The sequence below is a fragment of the Parabacteroides sp. KHUB-02 genome (genome assembly GCF_056640955.1).
Map to the genome: position 1 here is coordinate 1,776,304 of NZ_JBWQEV010000001.1, position 25,417 is coordinate 1,801,720.

Annotated in this window: 28 protein-coding genes; 10 read left to right on the plus strand and 18 right to left on the minus strand. The window is 49.9% G+C overall.

The features are described 5' to 3' along the window. Positions 1-175: 175 nt before the first annotated feature. The 5 genes from ACYIA1_RS07765 to ACYIA1_RS07785 form a co-directional block, all read right to left on the minus strand. Positions 176-427, minus strand: a complete 252-nt coding sequence (locus ACYIA1_RS07765) for a nucleotidyltransferase domain-containing protein (RefSeq protein WP_008778244.1) — start codon at positions 425-427, stop codon at positions 176-178. After that, the gene (locus ACYIA1_RS07770) at positions 399-707 is read right to left on the minus strand and encodes an IS66 family transposase (RefSeq protein WP_227793779.1); all 309 of its coding nucleotides are present in this window, start codon (positions 705-707) and stop codon (positions 399-401) included. Before ACYIA1_RS07770 ends, ACYIA1_RS07765 begins: the two co-directional genes overlap by 29 nt. Further along, positions 692-1,093: a type II toxin-antitoxin system VapC family toxin gene (locus ACYIA1_RS07775; RefSeq protein ID WP_005867959.1), complete on the minus strand. Its 402-nt coding sequence runs from the start codon at positions 1,091-1,093 to the stop codon at positions 692-694. The genes ACYIA1_RS07770 and ACYIA1_RS07775 overlap by 16 nt, the downstream gene beginning before the upstream one ends. Position 1,094: 1 nt before the next feature. Continuing rightward, the gene (locus ACYIA1_RS07780; protein WP_005867958.1) at positions 1,095-1,349 is read right to left on the minus strand and encodes a hypothetical protein; all 255 of its coding nucleotides are present in this window, start codon (positions 1,347-1,349) and stop codon (positions 1,095-1,097) included. A gap of 86 nt (positions 1,350-1,435) precedes the next feature. Beyond that, positions 1,436-1,864, minus strand: a complete 429-nt coding sequence (locus ACYIA1_RS07785) for a hypothetical protein (protein ID WP_005855752.1) — start codon at positions 1,862-1,864, stop codon at positions 1,436-1,438. 137 nt (positions 1,865-2,001) lie between these two features. On the opposite strand from ACYIA1_RS07785, the gene ACYIA1_RS07790 reads away from it, so the two are divergent. Beyond that, the gene (locus tag ACYIA1_RS07790; RefSeq protein WP_005855750.1) at positions 2,002-2,565 is read left to right on the plus strand and encodes a BT4734/BF3469 family protein; all 564 of its coding nucleotides are present in this window, start codon (positions 2,002-2,004) and stop codon (positions 2,563-2,565) included. Positions 2,566-2,620: 55 nt separating this feature from the next. Then, entirely contained in the window at positions 2,621-4,453 is a 1,833-nt protein-coding gene (locus ACYIA1_RS07795) for a DUF3987 domain-containing protein (protein WP_044546484.1), read from the plus strand. Positions 4,454-4,586: 133 nt separating this feature from the next. Here ACYIA1_RS07795 and ACYIA1_RS07800 read toward each other — a convergent pair whose 3' ends face one another. Then, the gene (locus ACYIA1_RS07800; RefSeq protein ID WP_005855745.1) at positions 4,587-4,826 is read right to left on the minus strand and encodes a DUF4248 domain-containing protein; all 240 of its coding nucleotides are present in this window, start codon (positions 4,824-4,826) and stop codon (positions 4,587-4,589) included. A gap of 229 nt (positions 4,827-5,055) precedes the next feature. Between ACYIA1_RS07800 and ACYIA1_RS07805 the strand changes: the two genes are divergently transcribed. From ACYIA1_RS07805 to ACYIA1_RS07815, 3 genes are all read left to right on the plus strand, one after another. Then, entirely contained in the window at positions 5,056-5,553 is a 498-nt protein-coding gene (locus tag ACYIA1_RS07805; RefSeq protein WP_005855743.1) for an HU family DNA-binding protein, read from the plus strand. A 279-nt stretch (positions 5,554-5,832) separates the two neighbouring features. Next, complete coding sequence (locus tag ACYIA1_RS07810; RefSeq protein WP_005855736.1) at positions 5,833-5,928, plus strand: smalltalk protein; 96 nt, start codon at positions 5,833-5,835, stop codon at positions 5,926-5,928. 33 nt (positions 5,929-5,961) lie between these two features. Then, positions 5,962-6,408, plus strand: a complete 447-nt coding sequence (locus tag ACYIA1_RS07815; RefSeq protein ID WP_008778242.1) for an N-acetylmuramoyl-L-alanine amidase — start codon at positions 5,962-5,964, stop codon at positions 6,406-6,408. A 2-nt stretch (positions 6,409-6,410) separates the two neighbouring features. Here ACYIA1_RS07815 and ACYIA1_RS07820 read toward each other — a convergent pair whose 3' ends face one another. The 7 genes from ACYIA1_RS07820 to ACYIA1_RS07850 all read right to left on the minus strand — a co-directional run bounded on the left by ACYIA1_RS07820 (position 6,411) and on the right by ACYIA1_RS07850 (position 14,016). After that, positions 6,411-7,076, minus strand: a complete 666-nt coding sequence (locus ACYIA1_RS07820) for a sugar transferase (RefSeq protein WP_005867954.1) — start codon at positions 7,074-7,076, stop codon at positions 6,411-6,413. 31 nt (positions 7,077-7,107) lie between these two features. Continuing rightward, positions 7,108-9,567 carry a GumC family protein gene (locus tag ACYIA1_RS07825; protein WP_121956824.1) on the minus strand — a complete coding sequence of 820 codons (2,460 nt, stop codon included), beginning with the start codon at positions 9,565-9,567 and terminating at the stop codon, positions 7,108-7,110. A 37-nt stretch (positions 9,568-9,604) separates the two neighbouring features. Further along, on the minus strand, positions 9,605-10,402 hold the full coding sequence (locus ACYIA1_RS07830) for a polysaccharide biosynthesis/export family protein (protein ID WP_005865687.1): 798 nt from the start codon (positions 10,400-10,402) through the stop codon (positions 9,605-9,607). 47 nt (positions 10,403-10,449) lie between these two features. Next, on the minus strand, positions 10,450-10,878 hold the full coding sequence (locus tag ACYIA1_RS07835; RefSeq protein ID WP_057317744.1) for a BT0820 family HAD-type phosphatase: 429 nt from the start codon (positions 10,876-10,878) through the stop codon (positions 10,450-10,452). Between the two features lie 173 nt (positions 10,879-11,051). Next, complete coding sequence (locus ACYIA1_RS07840) at positions 11,052-11,456, minus strand: hypothetical protein (protein ID WP_005863167.1); 405 nt, start codon at positions 11,454-11,456, stop codon at positions 11,052-11,054. Positions 11,457-11,461: 5 nt separating this feature from the next. Then, the gene (gene nusG / locus ACYIA1_RS07845) at positions 11,462-12,574 is read right to left on the minus strand and encodes a transcription termination/antitermination protein NusG (RefSeq protein WP_008778434.1); all 1,113 of its coding nucleotides are present in this window, start codon (positions 12,572-12,574) and stop codon (positions 11,462-11,464) included. A 509-nt stretch (positions 12,575-13,083) separates the two neighbouring features. After that, the gene (locus ACYIA1_RS07850; protein WP_008778492.1) at positions 13,084-14,016 is read right to left on the minus strand and encodes a tyrosine-type recombinase/integrase; all 933 of its coding nucleotides are present in this window, start codon (positions 14,014-14,016) and stop codon (positions 13,084-13,086) included. A 155-nt stretch (positions 14,017-14,171) separates the two neighbouring features. On the opposite strand from ACYIA1_RS07850, the gene ACYIA1_RS07855 reads away from it, so the two are divergent. From ACYIA1_RS07855 to ACYIA1_RS07875, 5 genes are all read left to right on the plus strand, one after another. Then, a complete protein-coding gene (locus ACYIA1_RS07855) occupies positions 14,172-14,675 on the plus strand; it encodes a DUF4494 domain-containing protein (RefSeq protein ID WP_005855722.1) in 504 nt (167 codons plus the stop codon). Between the two features lie 5 nt (positions 14,676-14,680). Continuing rightward, positions 14,681-15,349 carry a YggS family pyridoxal phosphate-dependent enzyme gene (locus ACYIA1_RS07860; RefSeq protein WP_005865421.1) on the plus strand — a complete coding sequence of 223 codons (669 nt, stop codon included), beginning with the start codon at positions 14,681-14,683 and terminating at the stop codon, positions 15,347-15,349. A 29-nt stretch (positions 15,350-15,378) separates the two neighbouring features. Further along, entirely contained in the window at positions 15,379-16,356 is a 978-nt protein-coding gene (locus ACYIA1_RS07865) for a dihydroorotate dehydrogenase-like protein (protein ID WP_005855718.1), read from the plus strand. A 209-nt stretch (positions 16,357-16,565) separates the two neighbouring features. Further along, positions 16,566-16,931, plus strand: a complete 366-nt coding sequence (locus ACYIA1_RS07870) for a MarR family winged helix-turn-helix transcriptional regulator (protein ID WP_005855716.1) — start codon at positions 16,566-16,568, stop codon at positions 16,929-16,931. Positions 16,932-16,998: 67 nt separating this feature from the next. Beyond that, the gene (locus ACYIA1_RS07875) at positions 16,999-19,467 is read left to right on the plus strand and encodes an FAD-dependent oxidoreductase (protein ID WP_005865418.1); all 2,469 of its coding nucleotides are present in this window, start codon (positions 16,999-17,001) and stop codon (positions 19,465-19,467) included. 75 nt (positions 19,468-19,542) lie between these two features. Here ACYIA1_RS07875 and serS read toward each other — a convergent pair whose 3' ends face one another. From serS to ACYIA1_RS07900, 5 genes are all read right to left on the minus strand, one after another. Continuing rightward, complete coding sequence (gene serS, locus ACYIA1_RS07880; RefSeq protein ID WP_005865416.1) at positions 19,543-20,817, minus strand: serine--tRNA ligase; 1,275 nt, start codon at positions 20,815-20,817, stop codon at positions 19,543-19,545. A 47-nt stretch (positions 20,818-20,864) separates the two neighbouring features. After that, the gene (locus ACYIA1_RS07885) at positions 20,865-21,404 is read right to left on the minus strand and encodes an NlpC/P60 family protein (protein ID WP_005865414.1); all 540 of its coding nucleotides are present in this window, start codon (positions 21,402-21,404) and stop codon (positions 20,865-20,867) included. Between the two features lie 129 nt (positions 21,405-21,533). Next, entirely contained in the window at positions 21,534-22,244 is a 711-nt protein-coding gene (locus tag ACYIA1_RS07890; protein ID WP_122246769.1) for a LytR/AlgR family response regulator transcription factor, read from the minus strand. Then, the gene (locus ACYIA1_RS07895; RefSeq protein WP_005865410.1) at positions 22,241-23,263 is read right to left on the minus strand and encodes a sensor histidine kinase; all 1,023 of its coding nucleotides are present in this window, start codon (positions 23,261-23,263) and stop codon (positions 22,241-22,243) included. The genes ACYIA1_RS07890 and ACYIA1_RS07895 overlap by 4 nt, the downstream gene beginning before the upstream one ends. Positions 23,264-23,361: 98 nt before the next feature. Further along, positions 23,362-25,353 carry a glycoside hydrolase family 97 protein gene (locus ACYIA1_RS07900; protein WP_480334936.1) on the minus strand — a complete coding sequence of 664 codons (1,992 nt, stop codon included), beginning with the start codon at positions 25,351-25,353 and terminating at the stop codon, positions 23,362-23,364. Between the last annotated feature and the right edge of the window lie 64 nt (positions 25,354-25,417).

The following is a 25,417-nucleotide window of genomic DNA, read 5'->3' on the forward strand; positions in this document are numbered from 1 at the left end:
ACAATATTATTAAATCATTATAATCTCCGGTAATACGATGTTGTAACAAACGGGAATATAATCGACCTTCATCTTTTGTCAATAGGCCTTTAGAGACATAATTCAATCCTAATTGACCGACTACCCCGTTATGGGTTTGCGCCTTGATCCGCTGTTATATCTTCCGCACTCAAACTCATAGCAATCGTATCCCCTCGTCTTTTACGTTGTGTACAAAGGGGGAGAAATGGTATCTCATCCAATCTTTCAAGGTGTAAAGCACCGGGCTGACGCACTCGTTTAACGACCAACCTAGTTCCACTAACGGATAAGATACATTGTCATAATCCTCCACCTCGATTTTTAGCTTGTCCAACAAGATCAATATATCCCAATCCGAATCTGGACGTGCCTCGTCCCTAGCCTGCGAGCCATACAAAAAAAGCATGTCCTCCAGCCGGTACAACCTTACGCAAGGTCTCTTTTATTCGATTTAACACGTCCGTTCTCATAAACTCTATGACATTTATTTTTTCACTTGGTACAAAGGTAAGTTTGCAGCTTTCAAGGAGTGAATACATAAACCCTATATTCGATGCGGCAAAATGGCTGCCACTGTGCAACCAGTTACGGCGACCAATGGCTATGTGTCGGAACATTCGTTCGATGGCATTATTGTGCATCTTATGAGTTCCAGTCTGCTTAATGAAGACTATCGCTTTACCCAATTCTCAATAGCCAATCCCTTTATATTCGCAAAATGCTTTACATTATCTGTAACTAGGATCAAGTTGCCGCTACAGGCTGCTGAACCTATGAGCAAATCAAAATCCTCTATGGATACACCCAACGAACGAAGGCGATTCTTTTCTTGAGCGTAGAACTCGATGGAGTCTGTAAAAGGTACAATGTTTATCAACCTAATAAATCGATCTATCAAATCAAGGTTCTCTTTGATACGATCACTTTTATATGCGCCATATTTCAATTCTGCGATGGTGACCTCCGACACATAACATTGCAATGCCCCAACCTTTTGGAGTTTTTCCGCTATTCCATATTTACGACGGAACAGAAAAACACAAATACTCGTATCCAAAAGGTATTTCTTCATATCACAGTTCTATTTCACGATTTGAGGTTCGTGAATTTCGGATATCCTCTATGATCGACTCAGCGGAACGGGAATCTTTCCACTCCCCGGCAAATTGCGAGGCCCAATTATCATCTATGGACTGATCCTTGCTTAACAATGATTTAGAAAGCCGGGATATTAGCTCTAACTTCATATCCGAACTCAAGTTTTTAAGGATACTCCAATAAGTATCCATATTCGGAATATTCATTTCAGGAACGATCGTCGCATTCATAACTCATTTTCTTTATTAGGCAAATATATCCATTTTCTCCTTTATCGCAAACATTTCTCCTCTAAATATCAAAATATGCAGTCCCTCTACCCCTCCCCCAGCACATACTTCACGATCGCCCGCCGGATATTGCGCAAGCTCTTGCCTTGCTTGAAGGGGAGCAGGGGGATGATGGCGTTGATGAATTCCTTGCTCTTGATAAGTTTGGCCGGTTCCACGCAGTCGCAAAAGACCTCGTTGAAAAGGTCGGTCAGCACCGTTTGGCAGAGGGTGGCCACATCCGGGCATTGGGCGATTCGCTTCACGAAGTCGTGACGCACCTCCTCGTCTTGGATATAGGAGGCTAATAAATCACACGGCTCCGGATCCGGCCTCACGTCTTTTTCCGAAACGACCTCCGGCTTTTCTCCCGGGTCCAAGCAAATATATTGAATGGCAAACATGGCGTTGGGCAGCACCTGTATGTTCTCGCCATGGATGTGCAGCACACACGGGCTCGCTTTCTCTTCACTCATATCTTCTTCTTTTTCCTGTCACCGAATTACTTTTATGCGCAAATAACTTACCGATAGGTGCAAATAACTTACCGGACCGTTTTTTCTCACTCTTTTACCTTTCCTTTACCAGCCTAAACTTTAAATCAAACGAGTTAATGAAAGAATGTATCATGTCCTTTTTCAACGCCCCCATCTCCAATCAAGTGCCGAGCGGCGTGACCAGTGTCAAACAGTTGCATACCTATATCACCTCCAACGAGTGGCTGAAAGAACGAACGCTCAGCGTACAGGACGCTTTGAGCGATGAGAAACGGTTCCGCAAACTGAAGCAAAACTTACTGCCATACGTCACACCGGCCGGGGTCTTCTCCTATCGCAAGGAAGACCGCCTGTTATTCCTTTCCGGAGAGTTTGTCATCGATATCGACCATCTCCCCTCGCCGGAGGAAACCCTCCACTGGCGAGACACCTTGTTCGCCGATAATAAACTGAGACCGGACCTAGCTTTCGTCAGCCCAAGCACCACAGGCGTGAAACTGCTCGTCCCCTACCGGCTCTCACCCAAGGCTTCCATAGAGGAATCTTTTGATAAGGCACGGCTATCGGCATGGGAATACCTGAAATGGAAATACGGATTGAATGCGGATGCCTCAAACGCCGATCTCTCACGGGCGTGTTTCCTCTGCCATGATCCCTCCGCTAAGTTGCGGGAGAGTTGATAGTTGACAAGTGACTGTTGACAGTTTAAATCATAAATTATAACTTATAAATCAAATGAACCCATTATCAGATTTAGAGCGGCTTGTCGCCGCCATCGAACACCAAGGGGCGAACATCGCTCCCACTTACCAAGAGTATATGCCGATCGCCTTCGCCACCGCCAACGATTGCGGGGAAGCGGGAAGGACGTTCTTTCATCGCATCTGCCGCCTGTCCGAGAAATACGTCTACGAAGAAGCGGACAAGCTATACGACCACGCCCTCAAAGCGGGCAACGGGCGCAACGGATTAGGCTCCGTCTTCCACTGGGCCGAGATTGCCGGCGTAAAAACGGACAAGCAACTGGCCGACACCTTCCGCCAATACCCGAGGGAGAACAAGAATCCTTCAAACCTTCAAGCCCCTCTCACACCCACACACGCACATACGTACGCACGTGAGGACTTGCCACCCGCTTTCCCGGATTATCCGTGGCCCCCGTTCATCAAGCAGATGATCGATTGCGGAAACTCCATCGCCCAGCGTGACATACTCCTGCTGGGAGTATTCACCGTACTCGGGGGCACCTTGAACAAGCGGGTACGGGTGTTATACGGACAAAAATACATGTACCCATGCCTACAAACCTTCATCGTAGCGCCTCCCGCCTCCGGAAAAGGAGCCTTGACATGGGTCAGGCGCCTAGCTGAACCTATTCACGAGGAGATGATGGCCCGCTACAAAGACAGCCTAAAGAATTATCGGGAGGAAAAGAACCGATGGGACTCACTCGGCAAGAAACGCTCCGAGACGCCCGAGCCGGAACAACCGCCCCTCAAGATGTTCCTCATAGCCGGCGATAACTCGGGTACCGGTATCTTAGAGAACCTCATAGAGGCCGACGGCGTGGGGCTGATCTGCGAGACCGAGGCTGATACCGTGAGTACCGCCATCGGAGCGGATCACGGCCATTGGAGCGATACCTTGCGTAAATGCCACGACCATGAGCGACTGGCCTTCAACCGGCGTACCAATCATGAGTACCGGGAATGCGATGAGTCTTATCTCAGCGTATTGCTAAGTGGAACCCCGGCGCAAGTAAAGCCGCTGATCCCCTCGGCGGAGAACGGCCTGTTCTCTCGCCAGTTATTCTATTTCATGCCACCCATCGATGAGTGGATGGACCAATTCGATTCGGAAGGCGAGGATTACGGCCTACGCTTCGCCACATGGGGAACACAATGGAAACAGGTACTGGACCTGATCAACGGATCGGTCCAAACGATCCAGCTAAGGCTATCCGAGAAACAGAAAGAGCTGTTCAACCAACGGTTCGCCCAGTTATTCTCCCACGCCGGTTACGCCTATGGAGGTTCCATGCGAAGCGCCGTGGCCCGTATCGCCATCAATACCTGCCGGATCCTGAGCATAGTAGCCCTGTTGAGAGCCTTGGAGAAATTCCTCCCTCCCCAACAAAAAATTTTCAATTCTCAATTTTCCATTTTCAATTCCCCCGGTCTCTCCCCCGCCCCGGAGATCCCCATCGAGAATATCAAGGATGGTATCGTCCCCAAGCTGGACCTACGGGTCACCGACGAGGATTTCCAAGCCGTACTCACGCTCATAGAGCCTCTTTACCGCCATTCGAGCTATGTGCTGGGCTTCCTGCCTACCTCCGAGGCCGTCCCTGTCCAGACCTCTCCTGAACAGGCTTTATTCAATGCCCTCCCAATGATGTTCTGCCGTCGGCAGGCCGTGGAGGAGGCAGCGAAGAACGGCATACCCGAGAAAACACTCGACTCCTCCCTCAAACGGATGCTGGAGAAGGGAACACTGATCAAGACCGCACGGGGCGAGTACGCTTTCTCCTCGCACGTGTGTGTGCGTGAGAGACGCCCAAAGGAATGAAGGAATGAAGGAAATGCCACTACTGTCATCGCCCGTAAGCACTACCGTCGCAGCCCTACGCCAGTACTGGCGTTGTCTGATGCCAGTACCGGCATCGCCGCTCGCCTATACCGACGGGTGGCGGTATCTCCTCTCAAGGACGACCCAAGTAACGGAAGATCAGCTCCACTTGCAGGGAGGTGAAGACCCGTTGCCTCGGGCGGTAGCCCGTATCACCAAGCTCCCGGGTCAGACGATCGTTATACCGCATCCATTCCGCCAGCCGGTTCAGGGCCGAGACGGGGCTGATCTCGGGGGCGTAGGCCATGGCCAGCTCCCGCTTGGAATAGGGCCGCACGGGCCACTCGTCGATTTGTGTGTATCCTGTTCGCATATCGTTCGCATTTTTAAGATTTATCTTATTGGTATAAAGATACTTAAAACATACGACACGAACAACTATACGGAGGTCTATTTTTCAGTATATCTCCTCTTTTATCTCCCTTATTCATCCACTGTCAGCGGTATTCATTTCAGAGGAAACCGAATGTCGTACATTCGTTATCGAAAACAAATCGATTTCATTTTCAATTTTCAATTATCAATTTTTAATTATCAAATCTATGGCTTTAAATTACAGCGTGTCCCTTCGGACCAACCCTATCAAGAAAGACGAGCCGGCGAAAGCGTACGCCACGGCACAGATCAATGGTGAGCTATCGCTCAAGCAGCTGAGCCGCCGGGTATCCATGCAAACCACCGTCAGCCGGGCGGATGTGGTGGCGGTATTGATCTCCACTGTCGAGAACCTGCTCGATGCCCTCCAAGAGGGGAAACAGGTGGATTTCGGCGAACTGGGTAAATTCCGGCTCCATATCCTCAACGAGGGTGCGGAGAGTCTTGAGAAATTCACATCTACAAACATCACCGGGGTTAGTATCCAGTATATACCGGGCGAGGACTTGAAGAATGTCTTCGCCGGGCTGGAGTTCCAACCTGTGGCTACTCGCAAGGCTCAGCAAGCGGTGCTCCGTGCGGAGAAGGCTGGGGAGACTACCGTGGATATCTCGAAGAAGCCGGCTGCTGGGGGTGGGGATTCGGAGTCGCCTGATGAGATCTAACGTGTCACTTTTGGCTTGACCCAAATCGGTATGTCACTTTTGGCTTGACCCAAAAGTAACCAAAAGGTCAAGGCTGACGCTGACGGGCTACTTCGAGACCTACGCTCGCTGTCGCATCCCAACTCGCTGCGCTCAAACAGGGATGCTCCGGGCGCTCGCTACAGTCTCTTCGCTTGACGCCCGTCCGCTGAGGCCGTCCGAAGGAAAGCGAAGCTTTCCTCTTATATCAGCCGGGATATCATTATTCAATTCATTATTCACTATTAATTATTAATTATCATGAAAAAGTCCGTATGGAGTACTATTATCAAAGTGATCATCGCCGTAGCTACCGCCATCGCAGGGGCACTTGGCATCCAATCCTGTATTCTCTAATTTTCAATTTCCAATTATCAATCTTCAATTATCATGGGTAAGGCTTATTGTTTCTACCAGAATTACAGGGAGGTTCGCCTCCTTGTAATTCATTGCTCGGCTACACGATATGACAGGGATTTTCCTGTGGAGGCGCTCCGTTCATCGCACAAGGCACGGGGATTCGCCGATATCGGGTATCATTTCTATATCACACGGGACGGGGAATTACACCGCTGCCGGCCGGTCAACCAGATCGGGGCGCACGCAGCCGGATGGAACGACAAAAGTATCGGTATATGTTACGAGGGAGGACTCGACGAACAGGGCCGTCCGGCCGATACCCGGACCTACGCCCAGCGCTGTACCTTGATGGACCTGTTACGGCAATTACGAAGGGATTACCCGGAGGCACGCATCCTAGGACATTACCAACTTAGCCCCTATATCCGTAAGGCTTGCCCCTGCTTTGACGCAAGGGAGGAATACGGGGAGATCTAGCATTAGAATTTCTTACCAAAGGCTATATTCAAGAAGGTCTTCACCAATATCTTGAAATCGAACAGCCAAGAGCGATGCTCCAGATAGAACAGGTCGTAACGCAGGCGGCGGAGCATCTTATCGACCGTGTCCGTATACCCATTGTAGAGCGTGGCGTAAGAGGTCACCCCCGGACGGATCTGGTAGAGGTAACGGTAACGGGGATCACGCTCCATGATCTGGTCGATGTAGAACTTACGCTCGGGACGGGGACCGATAAAGGACATGTCGCCCACGAAGACATTCCATAACTGGGGCAGCTCGTCCAAGTGATGTACCCGGAGGAATTTTCCGACACGGGTCATCCGGGGATCTGCCCCACCCTTGTAAAGGGCCGGACCGAACTTCTCCGCATCCAGACGCATACTGCGGAACTTATAGATGTTGAACGGGCGACCGAAACGACCGATACGCTCTTGCTTAAAGATCGCCGGGCCTCCATCCTCCCGCTTTACGGCGATATAACAAAGTAAAAACAGCGGGGAGAATACGATCAAGGCCAAAAACGCCAACGCACAATCCCCCATACGTTTTACATTGCGCTCGAAAGCGTTCATCCCATCAAAGATAACCTGTTCCGATTCCTCCACCGACACTCCTGTCCGTGTTACGGTTCCATTCTTTTCCATAATTATAAGTTCGTTGTTATTGTTTACCTTTCTATTTCTTCTTGTCACCGGCCTCGAAACCGTAACCATAGCCGTAGCCATAACCGTATCCCTTGCCGTAGCCGTATTTCTTCCCGTAACCGTAGCCGTAGCTGTTCTTGCGCTTCGTCATGTCCAAGCCATTGATCACCGTCGCGAGCTTCGGGAACTTTCGCTCACGCCGCAACACGTTGATGTAGCTGAAACCGGCCTTCGGTGTCACGTCCGCACGGCAGACGTACACGCACATGTCGGCCACACGGCCGATGATCGCCGTGTCCGTAACCATGCCGATAGGGGCCGTATCCAAGATGACATAGTCGTAGCGTTCCTTCAACCGGGCGATAGCCTTCTCCAGCACGTCACGGGCGACCAGCTCAGTCGGGTTCGGGGGGATGGGACCGCCCGGGAGGATATCGAGGTTAGGGCTGATATCGGATCGCTGGACCATGTCGAACAACTCCACGTGATCAGGGTCGCTAAGGTAGTTCGTGATGCCCTCCATCTTACGGGAGATATTGAACACCTTGTTCAGGCCCGGCTTGCGGATGTCCATGCCGACCACCACCACCCTCTTGCCCAAGTAAGCCAAGCTCACCGCCAAGTTGCCAGCGACGAAAGACTTGCCCTCGCCCGGTTGCGTGGAGCTGAAAAGGATCACACGCTCGTCCTTGCCTAGCATGAACAAGAGGTTCGTGCGCAACCCCCGGAACATCTCCTCCATCAGGTCGTTCTTGTTCTCACGCACCACGATCGAGCCCTCACCCGTCTTCTTGACCAACGGGAGCTCCGCCAAGATAGCCACGCCCGTGATCGCCTCGACGTCCTCACGGTTCTCGATCTTGTATTTCAACAGGTCATGAAGGTAGACAATGCCCACCGGGATCGCCAGGCCCAAGATCAACGCCGCAAGCATGAAGACCATCCTCTTCGGGGCGACAGGACGCTCATCGGCGAGCGGCTCCTCGATGATGCGGCCGTTGTTTGCCGTGGCTGCCAGCGTGATGGCGTTCTCCTCACGCTTCTGCAACAGCATGACGTACAACGTGGCCTTGATCTCCTGCTGGCGGGAGATCGTCATGAACTCCTTCTCCTGCCTCGGGGCGTCGCTGATGCGGCTCTCGAACTTGCTCGCCTGACGGTCGATGTCCGCCTTGGCGATCTGGAGACCCTTCAAGACACTGTTCACCGTCGTCCTCACGTTGCGGCGCATAGCCTCGATGCCGGCGTTCATGTTGATGATGGCCGGGTTGCTGTCCGAAGAGGTGCGCAACAGGCGCTTGCGCTCGATGATCATCGTGTTGTACTGGTCGATGACAGAGGTGAGGTTTTGATCCCGCAGGCCCACGTTGGCAGGGATCACCTCGTCCATGTTCGCAGGATCGTCGATATAATTGCGGAGATACTGCACCAAGTTGATCTGCGTGGCGTTCTCCGTACGTTGTTGCTCATACCTCGAGCTTTCCTGCAAAGCCATCTGGGCGTCGCTCGTCAAATTCGTCAGGCCGGAGCGTTGCTTGAAGGCAGCGAGCTCGCTCTCCGTAGTGCCCAGCTCGCCGTTGATGATGCCGATGCGCTCCTCGATGAACTCAGCCGTCTTCTGCGCCACCTCGTTCTTCTCGTCGTTGGCGTCCTGGTTGTAGAACGACACCAAGCGATTGATGAAATCAACGCCTCGTCGCCTCACCGTGTTCCTCAAGGATACCTTGGCGATCGTCGTCGTCTTGGACGAGGGTGTCACGCTCAACTCCTTGCCGTAAGCCTCGGCAGTGGACGTGGGCGTATGGACGTGGGCCACCAGCTCGATCTCCCCGCCCTCCAACTCCGGTATGGAATCCATGCCCGTGAAACTGAAAACCCCCACGGGGGTGGGCAATATGGCGGGGAGCCTGTCGAAGCCCTGCTCCATCGTCTCCTCGTCACCCTCCTTGTCGATCTTGTACTCCGCTCTCACCGTTAGCTGACCCTCCTTCGTGTAGCGCATGCGCAGCTCGACGGGGGCCACCAGACGGTCCGCCTCCTCGGGGGTGATGAACACGTTAACGGGGGAGTTCTTGTATAACGGGGGGTTGAAGCCCAAGGCGTTCGACTCCTCCATGTCGATATACAGGCCCATGTCACTCACCACCTTCTTGATCAACGTGCGGGACCTCAGGATCTCGACCTCGTTGTCGAAGTTGCTCGTCATCGAGAGCATGCCGAGGTCCTGTATGGCGGCAAGGCCGCTGGCGGCGTTAGCCCCCTTCTTCTCGTCCTCCTTGATCAGCACCGACGACGTGACGTTATACACCGGCGTCTGGTAACGCAGGAAGACGTACATCCCGATGCAGCAGGCCAGTACGCTCGCCACGAACCAAGGCCAATAAACCATATACTTGAAAAACACGGCGTAAAGATTGATCTCACGATCCTCCCCCTCCGGATTGTTATTGTTATTATTATTATTGCTTGTATTTATACCATCGTCCACCATCTCTCTAAATTTTCAATTCTCAATTCTCTATTTTCAATTATTTAAGTATGTTCACCAACAGGCCGGCGATCGAGACCAAGATCGAGATCGAGCTCACCCACAACGTCGTGCTGTTTCCGATATCGGAGTTCTTCGCCTTCGTCTCGTTCGGCGTGACATAAAGGATGTCGTTCTGTTTCAAATAATAATACGGGGAGGTCACGATACCGGCGTTGTTCAGGTCAAGGTTGATGATCTTGCGCTTCCCGCTCTCGTCCTCGCGGATCAGCTTCACGTTGTCACGTACGCCGTAGATCGTCATGTCGCCGGCCATCGCCAACGCCTCCAGAACGTTCACCTTCTCGTTGCCGATCGTGAAGCTGCCCGGACGGGCCACCTCGCCCAAGACCGAGATCTTGTAGTTCGCCATGCGCACCGTCACGATGGGCGCCTCCTTCAAGTAAGGCCTCAATCTCTCACGGATCAGGCTCTCCGCCTCGTTCTTCGTCAAGCCGCCGACCCTCAGCGTACCGATCACAGGGAAGTCGATCTCGCCGGAGTTGTTCACGAGGTATTGCTGCAACGTGGGTTGCGTCGTCGTGTTGATGTTCGTCAGGGCCGCGTTCAACGGGGTCTGCACCGTCAGGTTGAACGGGGCCGCCGCCTGAGGGTCCGTCGTGTTGACCGTGATGCTCAACAGGTCCTTGGGCATGATCTTGGCGTCATACAGGGGAAGCGTCCCCTCGAGATCGTTCACCGCCTCCGGGTTCTGGAGGTAGGGCACGTTCTTGTAAGACGTACACGCCGCCAGCAAAAGGGGCAGCGAGAATAGGAACAGTAGTCTTTTGATCTTCATATTATTTTGTTATCGTTTTTATTTCTTTAAACACGGATCACACGGACTTAACGGAAAAGGCGGGACAGGAAACCTTTGGGTTTCTCCGGCTCGTATTCCGACTCGTATTTACGCGTCAAGTCCTCATAGCTCAGTCTCTTGGTCACCATCTCGTAGATCGTGCCCCAGTCCGGGAGGCCGCCGAGGTTGCGGTCGTCGATGAAAACGTCCGCCTTCAGCTTGCGGGAGAAGTGGTTGTTCCGGTCTCTCTCCTCCTCCGGGTAGTCACGGTTCACCGCGTAGAACTCCAAGCCACGCTCACGGCAGAAGGACAACGCCTCCTCCAAGAGCCCGCCCTCACGGACCGTCCAAAGGATCAGCTTATGCCGATCCGATTGCAATTTCCTCAACGTCTCGATGGCGAAAGGAAGCTCACGCCCGATCGCCGGATACTTGTGCTCGACGATCGTACCGTCGAAATCTACCGCTATTATCATCTCTTTAATTCTCTATTTTCAATTCTCAATTATAAAAGGGCCGGACCACCGGACGGCCGGAGTGGTATATGTTAAAGCGGGGTCAGCCTATCGGCCAAAGCCAAGGGGTCTCCTAGCCGCTAGAGACGGCCATTGCCATCCGGGGGATCCGACCGTTTCTTTTCTGCCCTTATCTAATTCTCGCTTAACCGGGGCAATCCCTCCACCTCGCCGGCGTGCCATTCACGGTAATCCGCCAAGGGAAACCCGGGGACGGTCAATAGCTTGTAATCCGACCCGTCTCTTCTCAAGATATGCTTGCGAGTATATGAGCGGAGCGAGCGATCCGTAACAGACACCATCACGATCGGGAACGGGTAGGCGTACAGGCGCAACGGCGTGATCTCGCTATCCGGGAACGCACGATGCAGTTGGTAGGCCGAACGCTCGAACGCTACCCAGTAGGGACCCGTGCAGTACAGGTGTATTGAGTTTCGGTTCGCACGCTCACGATCCATGATCTCTGTCAAACGCTCACGCAACAGGCTCATCAGCCGGATGCCCGAAGGGACGCCGCATGTCTCTCTCTCTTCTCTCATATCTTTTATTTATCGCCGTTCCCGTGCCCGAACCAACGGTCGTAATCACGTAAACGACGTATCAACACGAACTTGCTCTTCTTGGGCGAAGCCTCCTCCATCCAAGGGTCAATCAACTCGTGCGCCATGCGCTGGTAAAGGCTGCTGTCCGTGCAGCCATAGAGCGTGACCAGTAACAAGGCACGGGATTGCCCCGCTTTTATCACCGGGAGCATGCTGCGCATCGTGGAGCGCAAACGATCGAACTCATCCGACTCGCCCAACAACCTGTAGGCCGGAAGGAGCAACGAGTAAAGCTTACAACGGATTACGTCGGTCTCAGCACGGAGAGAGGCGTAGCCACGCAGGACCTCACGGGCCAGACGGGCATCCTCATCCACTACCACGCCAGAGGCGTGGTAACGGCCCAAGGCCCCGTGCAAGCCCTCCGACAGACGGTCGTTGTCCAAATGGGTATACACGTGCTTGCCCCCCGTGTTCAGCTCGATCAACTCGTACTCCCCAGCTCTCACCTCGAACAAGGGGACCCACAGGCAGTCGAGGATACGCACCATCACGTCCTTATGCCCACCGCCCGGCTGCACCACCACCTCCGCCTCCATGTCGGTAAAAGGGCCGGAGGTGATACGCACACGGTCGCCTTTCAACAAGCGGCCGCTATCTGGCACGTACACCGGAAGCTCGTTGGAGTAAGAAGCCGCGACCCAACGCAAGGTATCCATCTCACGATCCGAGAGGTACGGGAAATAAGACCGCCCGCCGGAGGAAACCCGGGGGAGGAAATTATACAGGGGAAGCGTACGCTTCAGGCTAAAGATCTCGTCCTCCGAGGCGTGGACGAACACGTAGTTGTACAGCAGGGGCCGTTTCGTGTTGACCATCTTGCCGCCCACCTTCCTCGCCTCGACATACGAGGGGGAGAAATACTCGAACAAGGCCTCCCCACGACGCTCACGGCGGGAAAGCTCAGCGTCCAGCCCCTTCGAGGGACTGATCCTGTCACGCCCGCCACCGGCGGTAGGGAGCGTGAGCACGTACCAACGGACGGCCTCCTGGTCACGTCGCTTCAGAACATGCGCCATGAACCTATCCGAGCACTTGCCTGTCAATATATCCATCTCTATGATTATCTTTTCCAGTGGTTATCCCGTGGCCCGAAAACAGACCCCACGGCAATTCAGAGCCCTACCAAGATTCATTTATATCATCTTGATAAACAGTACTTTATATTTTCGAATATGGCATTACTGAAAATTACCATCTCTTGAAATCTTAGGCTACTTGGGGAGTAGCCTAAAAGGTGCGAGAACGGTTATCACCCGGTTGTAGAGACGGGGCGTGCCCCGTCTCCCACTGTCTGATAGTATCTTTTAGTTACCATTTGGAGGGGATGAGACGGGGCACGCCCCGTCTCTACTGGAATGTATGTTCGATTTTTAGAAGGGACGTGATGATGTAGGAAATACGAGATCATTTCGTCTCTATTACCATGTCTATACACTAGGAATAAGAACGAAGATTTAAGGAGAATCAAGGCCGGAGCACAAACTAAGCCTAACGATTGCTTGTTATTTGTTATTTTTTACTACATTTGTGCCGTGAAATAAGCGCTACTCCCCAAGTAGCCTCATCCCACCTCTGGCATATAATTATATACATTCTCAAAGCAAGACTTATTTACCACCGTCATTTTCTCCAAGGAGAAACTTCTCAGATAAATCTGGGTTGTCTTGATGGATTTATGGCCTAATAACTCGCTGATCATCTCAATGGGGACATTTTGCTCCTTCAATGCCATGGCAAAAGAATGACGGATCGTGTAGGAAGTCACATCCGACGCTATTCCCGCAACCTCCTTCAACATCCTCAAGTTCCGGTTAAACCGGGACAAGGCCGCATTGTATTCGAGATATGCCTCATGGCCGTTCTTCGTCCCACTTAAAAAGGGAAATAAATAGCCGGAGCCTCCACCCCTCTCACCTGCCAGCTCCTTATACATAGCTTCCGCCGTATCCAAGACCTCCAACCGCATAGAGGTCCCGGTCTTCTGGCGATTGTAATCCAATATGCCGTTCTTGATATTACCCCTATTCAAATGGGCGAAATCAACGAACGACATCCCCCCATATTGAAACATCAAGCAAAGCGTCAGCTGTGTCTTCCTCAACTTCTCTCCTTTTACCGGGACAGTCATCAGGCGATTCAAATCACCCAGAGGCAAGGATTTCTTGCGCTGGCTTTCCACACCCGTAAAAACCCCCTTGAATAATGAAGGGATAAACGCCGCCTCACCATTCTCCACCGCCTTGTTATAGATACAACGCAAACGGCGGATATACGTGGAGACCGTATTACGCATGCAGCCTTTCTCCAACAAATAAGCCTCGTACCGGCGAAGAGTATCCTTATTTATATATGTATATGGGATACGATCCGTCCCGCTATACCGTATAAAAGAGTTCATCGCATCCTGATAACTTTTCGCCGAGGAATACCGTCCTTCCTTTTGTAACAGACTTATATACTCTCGCATCCCTTCCACCAAATCTTTCTCATCCATATCTCTCTATTTTAAATTCCAACTGAAAACAAACACGCGAAATTAGACATCCTGACAAATTATATCTTTTGCGGCAAGTTGTTTTATTGACGAATAGCCACTATATTTGTACGTTGTTTTAAACAGAGTACAGACTAAATTAAAAAGTAAAGCATATGCACAATTGGTTTGAATGTAAGGTCTCTTACGAGAAAATGCTGGAAAATGGCATGCAGAAAAAAGTAACCGAGCCTTACTTGGTAGACGCCCTGTCTTTTACGGAAGCGGAAGCTCGCATCATCGAGGAGATCCGCCCCTTCATCACGGGTGAATTCACGGTAACAGACATCAAACGAGCTCGTTTATCCGAATTATTCTTCAACGAGAATGGTGATCGGTTCTATAAGATCAAGGTTTATTTTATCACGTTGGACGAGAAGAGTGGAGCGGAAAAGAAAACCGCCGCACAAATGCTTGCCCAAGCCACTACGCTGAAAGAGGCCATAGCCGTATTGGAAGATGGAATGAAGGGTACATTGGCGGATTATACCATCGCCTCGGTAACGGAAACCCAGTTGATGGATGTATTCCCATTCGACGCGAACAGTATTCCCGGCGAGAAGAAAAGTGGCGAGGAACTGATAGCGGAGCAAAAACAACAAGCTGAACAAAGAGGATAAAAAACATGAGTATCGCTCAAAACATAGTACAACTGAAAACGTCGCTCCCGCAAGGGGTGACGTTGGTTGCCGTCTCTAAGTTTCACCCGGTGGAGGCTCTATGGGAGGCTTACAACGCCGGACAGCGGGTGTTTGGCGAAAGCAGGGCACAGGAACTGAGCGCCAAGCAAAAAGTACTACCTGAGGATATCGAATGGCATTTTATCGGCCCGTTACAAAGCAATAAGGTAAAAGATATCGCTCCTTTTATTCATTTGATCCATAGCATAGACTCCTTGAAGCTTTTGGCTGAGGTGAATAAACAAGCGAAAAAACACGACCGCACGATCCGGGTATTATTGGAGATCCATGTGGCGCAAGAGGAATCCAAGCACGGACTCAGTCCTGAGGAATGCAAAGAGTTGTTGCGTGACGAGTCCTTGGCCGAATTCCAGCACATTCGTATTTGCGGATTGATGGGCATGGCTACCAATACCGATGATACGGGGTTGATACGGGAAGAATTCCGCAAGATCCATGATTTATTTATCGAACTGAAAGAGACGCTCTGTAAAGATAATGTCGATTTCAAGGAGATATCCATGGGGATGAGCCATGATTACCCGATCGCTATCCAAGAAGGAAGCACCTTGATACGGGTGGGTACCAGTATCTTTGGCGAACGGAAATATTAAAGTAATTATTAAATCTAAATATAGGCAACATGATTGACATTAAAACCCAATACGCAGGGTTGACACTTCGCAATCCGATTATCGTAGGGAGCTCCGGACTCACCAATAAGGCGGAACGTAACAGGGATTTTGAGAAAGCAGGTGCTGGAGCTATCGTATTGAAATCTCTTTTCGAAGAGCAGATCGAGATGCAGAGCGAGGCTTTGATGCAAGACTCCGATTACCCCGAAGCGGCGGATTATATCCGTGGTTATGTAAAAGCGAATCAAGTAAATGATTATCTGGAACTGATCAAGAAGAGCAAGGAATTATGTACGATCCCCATTATCGCCAGCATCAATTGCTATAAGGCGGACGCTTGGATCGACTTTGCCCGCCAAATTGAGTTAGCGGGAGCGGACGCTTTGGAATTGAACGTGTTCTTCATGGAAACCGAACTGACCGAAGATTTCGAGAGTATCCGGGATACGTATGTCAGTATCATCCGCAAGGTAAAAGAGACCGTATCGATTCCGGTTATCATGAAGATCGGAAAGAATTACAGCAATATTCCTTCGCTGGTTAATTTGTTGAAAGTAAACGGTGCTGATGGTGTCGTGCTATTCAATCGTTTCTACCAGCCGGATATCGACATTAATAATATGCAGATCGTTTCGGGTAATGTATTTAGCAATCATTCCGATTTGAGTGACACGATTCGCTGGACGGCTATCGTATCCGGAAAGATCCCGGGAATCAGTATCGCTTCCTCTACCGGTGTGCATGATTGGGAAGATGTCGTTAAATGTCTATTGGCCGGCGCTTCCGCCGTACAGATGTGTAGCGCTGTCTATACACATGGAGCGGAAATCATCTCCCAAGTATTGACTTGCGTGGAAGAGTGGATGCATCAGGCACATTACCAATCCCTTTCCCAATTCCAAGGCAAATTGAATTACGCCAATATCCCGAACCCGGCGATGTATGAGCGTTCACAATTCATGAAATATTTCTCCAACAGAGATTAAAAGAAATACCTAGTAGTAGAGACGGGGCGTGCCCCATCTCATCCCAGCTAAATGGTAACTTAAAGATACTATTCAGACGGTGATGAGACGGGGCACGCCCTGTCTCTACTATAGGGTAATATACAATAGTCTTAATTATTTTCCACTAGAAAGTATTTTTATTAGAAAATAGTTATATCTTTGCATCATCAAACAAGTTATAAAGAAATATGGAACCAATTTGCGCCATAAAGGATATCTATAAGATACTGTACCAGTTCGAGAAAAATTTCTCGGAAGTACATGCTATCACCATCAACGAGGCCATGTTGCTTTGTTGCTTAAAGGATAATGAGGCAAAGTCGGCAGGAATGATTTGCGATTATATCGGTCTTTCAAACTCCCGGGTCTCAAAGGTGATCACCTCTGTCGAGAACAAGGGGTTTATCCGCAGGAACATCAATAAAGAGGATAAGCGGCAAATGTTTTTCTCGCTCACCCCAAAAGGGAAAGAGAAAATACAACAGATGATGCAGGCCGAGCTAAATATGGATAGCCTGTTCAATCAACTCAAAGAATACATACAAAAGGGATGAATCCCTTTTTTTAACTAATTATTGTCTACTAACAAATATGTATAATATAAATTAAATATAAACGGATATGAAGTACTTGATTATTGGAGGTGTAGCCGGTGGAGCTACCGTAGCAGCCCGGCTGCGTAGAATGGACGAGAAAGCGGAAATCATCCTTTTCGAACGTGGAAAATATGTTTCTTACGCAAACTGTGGATTACCTTATTATATAGGAGACACGATCAACGACCGGAATAAATTATTCGTACAAACCGTGAAAGGCTTCACGGATCGATTCCGCATCGATATCCGTACGGAGCAGGAAGTGACCCAAATCCTTCCCGAATCCAAGCAAGTGGAGGTAAAGAAACTCGGCACAGGAGAAACCTACACGGAGACTTACGATAAACTAGTGCTCTCTCCCGGTGCGGAGCCTTTGCGTCCACGCATCGAAGGAATCGAGAGTAAAAAGATATTCACGTTACGTAACGTGCCGGATACGGACACGATCAAGAATTACGTGAACACGGAAAAGCCCCGTACCGCCGTTGTTGTAGGGGGTGGTTTCATCGGCTTGGAGATGGCGGAGAATTTGCATGAGCTGGGTGTCCATGTCACCGTCGTGGAAATGGCTAACCAAGTGATGGCACCCCTCGACTATTCCATGGCCGCTATCGTACATCAGCAATTGATCGGCAAGCAGGTAGGCTTGATGCTGGAAGATGGCGTATCTCGTTTCGAGGAGACTTCCAGAGGCGTGACCGTTCATTTGAAAAGTGGGAAGCAGATCCCGGCGGATATGGTTTTATTGAGTATCGGTGTCCGTCCGGAAACCCGATTGGCCAAGGAAGCGGGACTTACGATCGGAGCACTCGGCGGTATCGCTGTCAATGAATATATGCAGACCTCGAACCCGGATATTTATGCGTTGGGAGATGCCGTGGAAGTACGCCACCTCGTGACAGGCAAACCAGCCTTGATCCCATTGGCGGGTCCAGCGAATAAGCAAGGACGTATCGTAGCCGATAATATCGTATCCGGCAATAAGGAAACTTATGACGGGACGATGGGAACCTCTATCGCCAAGGTATTCGACTTGACGGTCGCCACGGCGGGAGCTAACGCTAAGCTGTTGAAACGGGAAGGAATCGCTTATCAATCCTCCTATACGCATGGAGCCTCGCATGCGGGATATTACCCGGGAGCCGTGCCTTTATCGATCAAGATATTGTTCGCGCCGGAAGACGGACGACTGTTAGGGGCGCAAGTCGTAGGTTTCGGAGGCGTAGACAAACGGATCGAGATGTTAGCGCAAGTTATCCAGCGGAAAGGTACGGTCTATGACCTGACGGAGTTGGAACATGCGTATGCTCCTCCTTATTCAGCCGCTAAAGATCCCGTAAATATGGCCGGGTTCGTAGCGGAGAACCTACTTACGGGAAAAGCGAAAGCGATCCAGTGGAGAGAGATCCAGAACTTATCGCCAGATACCGTACGTATCGATGTCCGTACCCGTGACGAGTACAGCTTAGGGACAATCCCCGGCTTCATCAATATACCGGTTGATGAGTTAAGAGAACATTTGGCGGAACTGCCTAAGGATAAACTAATCGTAGTGACTTGCGCCGTTGGATTAAGGGGCTATTTGGCTTATCGCATCCTGACTCAAAATGGCTTCACGAATGTCCGAAACCTATCCGGTGGTTACAAGACTTGGAGTGTAGCGACAGCAAAGATCAAGAATGAGCCGGCCTGCGCACCTTGTTCGTCCGAAGCTGTTTCTGATAAGGCATCTGGTAAAAGTAGCTCTTGCAAATCGACTCCGGCAGCTACGGCGATTAAGGTAGACGCTTGCGGATTAATGTGTCCGGGACCGATCATGCAGTTGAAAAAGAACTATGAGAACTTGCGGGAAGATGAGTCATTGGAAATCACCGCAACAGATCAGGCTTTCGGAAAAGATGTCTCTTCATGGTGCAAGATAACCGGGGCAGAGTTAGTCTCTCTGGAAAATAAGGGAGGCACGATCGCCGCCACGGTACGAAAAAAAAAAGCTGAATGCAAAATAGCGACAGGTGGTAATAGTGCCGACAACAAGACATTGATCGTTTTCAGCGATGACCTCGATAAGGCGTTGGCCTCATTCGTCATAGCGAACGGGGCTGCCTCCACCGGAAAGAAGGTGACTATGTTCTTTACTTTCTGGGGGCTTAACGTGATTAAGAAACGGGAAAAACCTGCCGTATCTAAAGATATCTTCGGCAAGATGTTTGGCTGGATGCTTCCGGCAAATAGCGAAAAGCTGAAACTATCTAAAATGAATATGGGTGGAGCCGGCAGTTGGATGATGCGCCTTATCATGAGGAAGAAACGGATCGACAGCTTGGAAAGCCTTATGGCACAAGCCGTAGAGAATGGTATCGAGATGATCGCCTGCACGATGAGCATGGACGTAATGGGCGTCAAAAAAGAAGAACTGATGGATAACGTTGTCCTAGGAGGCGTAGCCACCTATCTGGAACGTGCGGAAGACGCAAACGTAAACTTATTCATCTAATTCATTCAAAAAAAATATCCCAGCATATCCACAATAAGGACAATGCTGGGATATTTTATATAAATGATCTGATGCTTATTTAATCATATCAAACCCAGTGTAAGGGATCAACGCTTTCGGGATGCGGATGCCCTCGGGGGTTTGGTTGTTTTCCAATAAGGCGGCTACGATGCGAGGTAAAGCCAAGGCACTACCATTCAAGGTATGGCAAAGTTGCGTTTTCTTATTCTCGTCACGATAGCGGCATTTCAAGCGGTTGGCTTGATACGTATCGAAGTTGGACACGGAGCTAACTTCCAACCAGCGTTGTTGTGCCTCGGAATACACCTCGAAGTCAAAGCAAAGGGCAGCCGTGAAACTCATATCACCCCCACAAAGACGAAGGATGCGATACGGCAACTCCAACTTCTGAAGTAATCCCTCCACATGATTCAACATCTCTTGGTGAGATTGCTTAGAGTGCTCCGGTTTATCGATCCGAACCAACTCCACCTTAGAAAATTCGTGCAAACGATTCAAACCGCGTACATCCTTGCCATAAGAACCTGCCTCACGACGGAAGCATTGTGTATAAGCGCAATTCTTGATCGGTAACTGCTTCTCATCCAGAATGACATCCCGGTAAATATTTGTCACGGGCACCTCCGCTGTCGGGATCAAATAGAGGTCGTCTACCTCGCAATGATACATCTGTCCCTCCTTATCCGGAAGCTGCCCCGTACCATAACCGGAAGCCGAGTTCACCACCGTAGGCGGCATGATCTCCAAGTAACCGGCGTCACGAGCCTCATCCAAGAAGAAGTTGATCAACGCACGTTGCAAACGAGCGCCCTGTCCTTTATAGACCGGGAAACCTGCTCCCGTGATCTTAACACCCAGATCGAAATCAATCAAATCATATTTCTTCGCCAATTCCCAGTGCGGAAGAGCGTTCTTCGGAAGTTCCGTTTCCATACCTCCCATTTTCTCTACCACATTGTCCTCGGCGGAGATACCCTCGGGCACCTCATCGTAAGGTACGTTCGGGATCGTATAAAGTAAGTTCTGCAGCTCCTCGGCAGCCTGATCCATCTCAGCCTGCAAAGCCTTGCTCACCTCCTTGATCTCGGAAACATGTTTCTTAGCGGCCTCCGCCTCTTCCTTCTTGCCCTCTTTCATTAATTGTCCGATCGACTTCGAGGTTGCGTTTACCTCCGCTAGGTTCTTATCTAATTGATTTTGTGCGATACGTCTTTTATCATTCAATTCCAACACTTTATCGATGCTTTCTTTCGCACCCTTAAAATGTTTCTTTTCCAGTCCACGGATTACGGCATCCGTGTTTTCAGCGATTAATTTGATTGTCAACATATTCTATTTATGTTTAATAGTTTTTCTAAGACGCGAATTTAGTAATTTTATTTTACCCTACCACCCGTTAACCAAGTTCTTGTATAATAAGGTTCGCTAAGGCTACTTACCATCACGCCGCTAGAAGTACTGGTATGGATGAAGCGCCCATTTTTCAAGTAAATCCCCACGTGATTCGGAACGCCACGTTTCCCGCCACGACCCGTCTTGAAAAATACCAGATCTCCTTCCTGCAATTTGGCACGACTCACTTTCTTGCAATTATACTTCAGCATATCCGCCGAGGAACGAGCCAGCTGCTTTCCGTATACCTCCCGATAAACGATCGATACGAAACCGGAGCAATCCACGCCCCGTTTCGTGCTCCCTCCCAATTTATGACGTACACCCAACCAACGGGCCCCCTCGTTGTACAAGAATATATTATCTTCCGGTGTGATACGTACCCCATATAAGCGAGCCAACTCCTTCGGTCCCTTGAAATCGGCGGGCAAAGCTACTTTTTGTTGTTTTTTGCTACCGCACGAGGTCAGACATATAAGCAGGATAAAGATCCGGATAAACCCTAAAGGAATGCTATTCTTCATATCGTTTTCTCTTAATTAAGGCACGAATATACACATAAAGTTTAGAATGCCCATTATAAGGTTCCTACAATGGGCATTGTAAGGTCGTTAGAATGCCCATCGTAAGGAGCTTTGAATGGGCATCCAAGTTCAAGAAGGTTGAGCAGCTTTCAGATAAGCGTTGAACGCCTCTTTGTAGGCATCCGTCACGTGGATGATCTCCTTCCCGATATAAACGCAATTATTCCGGTCGACGGAGCGGATCTTATCCAACGCCACGATATAAGAACGATGGACCCGCATAAAGCGACCGGAAGGCAGCATCTCTTCCATGGCCTTCATCGTCACGTGGGTGATAAGCGGACGGGCCTCCCCTTCCAGATAGATCATCACGTAATCCTTCAAGCCCGTCACGTATAATATCCGGGAGATTTCCACCTGCCGCAACTGGCTATCCACCCGCACGAAAAGGCTGCCTCTCTCCTCCTTCACGCTACTCATCTCAAACCATTGGCGGGCCTTCTCCGCAGCTCCGAGAAACTTATGGTATCGGATGGGCTTCAGCAGGAAATCGAGGGCATTCACCTCATAGCTATCAAAGGCATACTCCTTAAAGGCGGTCGTGAAGATCACCCTCGTACCGGGGGGCACCATGCGGGAGAGGTTCAGCCCGTCCAGATCCGGCATCTGGATATCCAACAAAAGCACGTCCACCGAAGACTCACGCAACGTGGAGAGTGCCAGCACCGGATCATTGAAGGAAGCCGCCAGCCTCAGATAAGGCGTACGGCTTACGAAGTCCTCCAGCATCTTCACCGCCAAGGGCTCATCGTCTACGATCATGCAAGTCAGTGTTTTCATAAGCAGTCTCGAAGTGTTATTTGAACAAAGTAACTATTTTCCCGGAGCGCTTGATCATATCGGTAACGACCGGGATAAGCCAGATCCAGCCTACGCCTCAGGTTTTCCAACCCGATCCCCGATCCGCTACGGTTCACATCCGGTTTCGGATGGTCGCTATTCTCGCAGGTAAAAACAAGGTCATCTCCTTCCGCCTTGAAACGAATACGTACGAACGACGACTTACGGCTATTCACGCCATGCTTGAATGCGTTCTCTATTAAAGAGATGAACAAAAGCGGCACGATCCTCATCGGTTTAGGCGGAACTTGCAAATCCACTTCCACGGTAGCCAGTTCATTGCAGCGCAACCTCATCAGCTCGATGTAATTATTCATGAACTCGATCTCGCCTTCCACCGGTACCAGCTCATGGTTCGACTCATAGAGCGTATACCGCAGCAAATCGCTCAATTGCCCGATACTTTCTTGCGCCGTATCTTGGTCTATCTGGACCAAGCTGGATATATTATTCAAGGTATTAAAGAGAAAATGCGGATTCAACTGGTTCTTCAGCCAAGCCAGTTCCGCCTCGGCGTTTTTCTGCCGTTCCTCTTTCAAACGCATCTGCATATCGCCCCAGCGTACGATATAACGGAATCCCACGGCACATCCAACCACTAGCAAATGTAAGAAGAACGCTCCGAAAGAGACCATATACATTCCCGAACGCCATTCGTCCGGGAAATCCGCCTTAGGAGAAAATATCCATAGGTTAGCCCCCGTGATCAATAGCAAATTCATCAACCCAAAGAGCATCTTCCGATCCCGATAAAGCAAATAGGGAACCAATACATAGAAATTAGCGGTGAAAACAATAGCCAACGGAGTAATGAACCCCGTATTAATCTTCCACACCTCGAAAGCCGAACTCGGATTAAAGCGTATGAAAAAATCGATCGCAGGAGGAATCAGCCATAAGGTGATCCACAATAAAGCCTGTCCTCCCGCCAATATATAATCTTGCCTCGTGAGTTTCATAATACGTTTTTTATAAAAGTAAGCGAATCTAACGCCTGCGCCTATGAACGCAAGCGTTTATTCGACGAGTGGCAGGGTCGCTTTAGACGAAAAAAGAATTATCGCTTCTGGATACGAGCCGCATAGCCTCCACCGGGAGCCATACGGATCTTTAATTTGCGATCTGTCGGGACTGGGATTACCTCTTTCTTATAATCACGGGCAGCACGATCGGCATTTATGCCATCCTTGAATAATTCCAAAGTATAATCACCTTCGCCCAAGAAAGACAGGTCTAAATCCAGCTCCCTCGGCGTCCAGTTGGTCAATGCCCCGATATACCAATCATTACCATGACGGCGGGCGATCGCTACATACTCGGAGACCTTTCCATCTAATGAGACCGTCTCATCCCAGATAGTGGGAATGTTAGAGATAAACTCCGTACATTCCTTTTCCCTCCTGTAATTAGACGGGGCATCGCACAACATATTGAAAGGAGACTCGAAGATCACGTAAGTAGCCAACTGGCGGCAACGGGTTCCTTGGCTCATCGGCTCCGAGTTTACCGGGCGATAATTACCTTTAACGGCGTTACGCATAGCGCCTTGCGTATAATCCATCGGGCCGGCGATCATACGGATGAATGGGATCGTGACATCGTACGTCACCATATCGTAAGACTCGGGAGACCATTTCAGTTGCTCCAAGCCATTCACACCCTCATAGTTCAATACGTTCGGATAGGTCCGTTGAAGACCTGTCGGCTTGAATACACCATGGAAATCCACAAGCATCTTATATTTCGCGCATACCTCGGAGGCCTCATAAACAAAGTTCACCATTTCCTGATCGTCACGATCCAAGAAATCCACCTTGAAGCCTTTCACGCCCATATCCGAATAATGCTTCACGACATTCTCCATATCACGGGCGAAAGCCCAATAACCCGCCCAAAGGATAATTCCGACATTCTTGGACTTACCGTAATCCACCAATTCTTGAAGATCGATCTCCGGTATTACTTGCATCATGTCCGCTTGCAGGTTCACGGCCCAGCCCTCATCCAAGATTACGTACTCGATGCCATGCTCGGCGGCGAAGTCGATATAATATTTATAGGTGGGATTATTGATTCCGGCACGGAAATCCACACCGTATAGATTCCAGTCGTTCCACCAATCCCAAGCCACCTTACCCGGCTTGATCCAAGAGATATCGTTTACCCGGGAGGGAGAAGCCAGACGGTAGACCATATCGCAATCGGCCAACTCCTTATCATTCTGGGAGATTATAAACGCACGCCAAGGGAAAGAACGGGTTCCGGATGTTTTGGCGATATAGTTCTCACGCTCTTTCACCAACATCTGTAACTGATTATGGCCACCTTGCTCCTTCACTTTCGGATAAGGCGCATGAACCGCTTTCAAGGAAGGTCTTCCCGTCTCGTTATTCAAGAACATCCCGGGAAAATCCTCCAGATCGGCTTCCGTGATACAGACCTTTCGACCGTCTTCCAGATCCACCAAAAGAGGCAGGATCTTCAAGCGTTTATCATTTAGGCTAGAGATCGTCTCGTTTACGTAGGGCTGCTCGAAGGAGTTGAAGAATTGCTCCTCGAGCGTCGGCTTCGTACTATTCACGTAAGCGGTGAATGTCTTATAATCCGAAGGGAAGTTATAGACGGCCTCCTCGTCGGCGATAACGATCGGTTCCTTTCTTTTCGTCGTGAAACGGTAAGCGACTCCATCGTTATACACCCTAAAAACCAGCCCGTAGTTTCCCCGGAACGAGATTTGCATCTCATTATAGATATCCTTTACTACGTCCTTCTTATAAAACGGAGAGGGTATTTCCTTGTCTACCGAGGTCTTCGTCACTTTCAAGACTTTCGGGTTAGCGCCAAGTACCTCACCTCCTTGTAAAGTCATAGATACGGCAGAATTCATCACCTCCGAATGATCCTGTACGATAGCGAAAGTGACTTTATCGGCTACCGTAACCTCCACCTTTATATCCCGGTTCGGAGACTGGACTTGATAATTCTTCTGGGCGATCGATGGGATAGCGCCCATTAAAAAGAGAAAAGCAAATAGAATGTTTTTACTCATGGTTTATTGATTTAAGTTTGTTTATGAATACAAATATATATTATCTTTGTCATATTCATAACAA

Bases quoted from the DNA above. Each gene is read 5' to 3' on its own strand.
- ACYIA1_RS07765 (WP_008778244.1), bottom strand. From the start codon at position 427: ATGCTTTTTTTGTATGGCTCGCAGGCTAGGGACGAGGCACGTCCAGAT.
- ACYIA1_RS07775 (WP_005867959.1), bottom strand. From the start codon at position 1,093: ATGAAGAAATACCTTTTGGATACGAGTATTTGTGTTTTTCTGTTCCGT.
- ACYIA1_RS07780 (WP_005867958.1), bottom strand. From the start codon at position 1,349: ATGAATGCGACGATCGTTCCTGAAATGAATATTCCGAATATGGATACT.
- ACYIA1_RS07785 (WP_005855752.1), bottom strand. From the start codon at position 1,864: ATGAGTGAAGAGAAAGCGAGCCCGTGTGTGCTGCACATCCATGGCGAG.
- ACYIA1_RS07790 (WP_005855750.1), top strand. From the start codon at position 2,002: ATGAAAGAATGTATCATGTCCTTTTTCAACGCCCCCATCTCCAATCAA.
- ACYIA1_RS07795 (WP_044546484.1), top strand. From the start codon at position 2,621: ATGAACCCATTATCAGATTTAGAGCGGCTTGTCGCCGCCATCGAACAC.
- ACYIA1_RS07800 (WP_005855745.1), bottom strand. From the start codon at position 4,826: ATGCGAACAGGATACACACAAATCGACGAGTGGCCCGTGCGGCCCTAT.
- ACYIA1_RS07805 (WP_005855743.1), top strand. From the start codon at position 5,056: ATGGCTTTAAATTACAGCGTGTCCCTTCGGACCAACCCTATCAAGAAA.
- ACYIA1_RS07810 (WP_005855736.1), top strand. From the start codon at position 5,833: ATGAAAAAGTCCGTATGGAGTACTATTATCAAAGTGATCATCGCCGTA.
- ACYIA1_RS07815 (WP_008778242.1), top strand. From the start codon at position 5,962: ATGGGTAAGGCTTATTGTTTCTACCAGAATTACAGGGAGGTTCGCCTC.
- ACYIA1_RS07820 (WP_005867954.1), bottom strand. From the start codon at position 7,076: ATGGAAAAGAATGGAACCGTAACACGGACAGGAGTGTCGGTGGAGGAA.
- ACYIA1_RS07825 (WP_121956824.1), bottom strand. From the start codon at position 9,567: ATGGTGGACGATGGTATAAATACAAGCAATAATAATAATAACAATAAC.
- ACYIA1_RS07830 (WP_005865687.1), bottom strand. From the start codon at position 10,402: ATGAAGATCAAAAGACTACTGTTCCTATTCTCGCTGCCCCTTTTGCTG.
- ACYIA1_RS07835 (WP_057317744.1), bottom strand. From the start codon at position 10,878: ATGATAATAGCGGTAGATTTCGACGGTACGATCGTCGAGCACAAGTAT.
- ACYIA1_RS07840 (WP_005863167.1), bottom strand. From the start codon at position 11,456: ATGAGAGAAGAGAGAGAGACATGCGGCGTCCCTTCGGGCATCCGGCTG.
- nusG (WP_008778434.1), bottom strand. From the start codon at position 12,574: ATGGATATATTGACAGGCAAGTGCTCGGATAGGTTCATGGCGCATGTT.
- ACYIA1_RS07850 (WP_008778492.1), bottom strand. From the start codon at position 14,016: ATGGATGAGAAAGATTTGGTGGAAGGGATGCGAGAGTATATAAGTCTG.
- ACYIA1_RS07855 (WP_005855722.1), top strand. From the start codon at position 14,172: ATGCACAATTGGTTTGAATGTAAGGTCTCTTACGAGAAAATGCTGGAA.
- ACYIA1_RS07860 (WP_005865421.1), top strand. From the start codon at position 14,681: ATGAGTATCGCTCAAAACATAGTACAACTGAAAACGTCGCTCCCGCAA.
- ACYIA1_RS07865 (WP_005855718.1), top strand. From the start codon at position 15,379: ATGATTGACATTAAAACCCAATACGCAGGGTTGACACTTCGCAATCCG.
- ACYIA1_RS07870 (WP_005855716.1), top strand. From the start codon at position 16,566: ATGGAACCAATTTGCGCCATAAAGGATATCTATAAGATACTGTACCAG.
- ACYIA1_RS07875 (WP_005865418.1), top strand. From the start codon at position 16,999: ATGAAGTACTTGATTATTGGAGGTGTAGCCGGTGGAGCTACCGTAGCA.
- serS (WP_005865416.1), bottom strand. From the start codon at position 20,817: ATGTTGACAATCAAATTAATCGCTGAAAACACGGATGCCGTAATCCGT.
- ACYIA1_RS07885 (WP_005865414.1), bottom strand. From the start codon at position 21,404: ATGAAGAATAGCATTCCTTTAGGGTTTATCCGGATCTTTATCCTGCTT.
- ACYIA1_RS07890 (WP_122246769.1), bottom strand. From the start codon at position 22,244: ATGAAAACACTGACTTGCATGATCGTAGACGATGAGCCCTTGGCGGTG.
- ACYIA1_RS07895 (WP_005865410.1), bottom strand. From the start codon at position 23,263: ATGAAACTCACGAGGCAAGATTATATATTGGCGGGAGGACAGGCTTTA.
- ACYIA1_RS07900 (WP_480334936.1), bottom strand. From the start codon at position 25,353: ATGAGTAAAAACATTCTATTTGCTTTTCTCTTTTTAATGGGCGCTATC.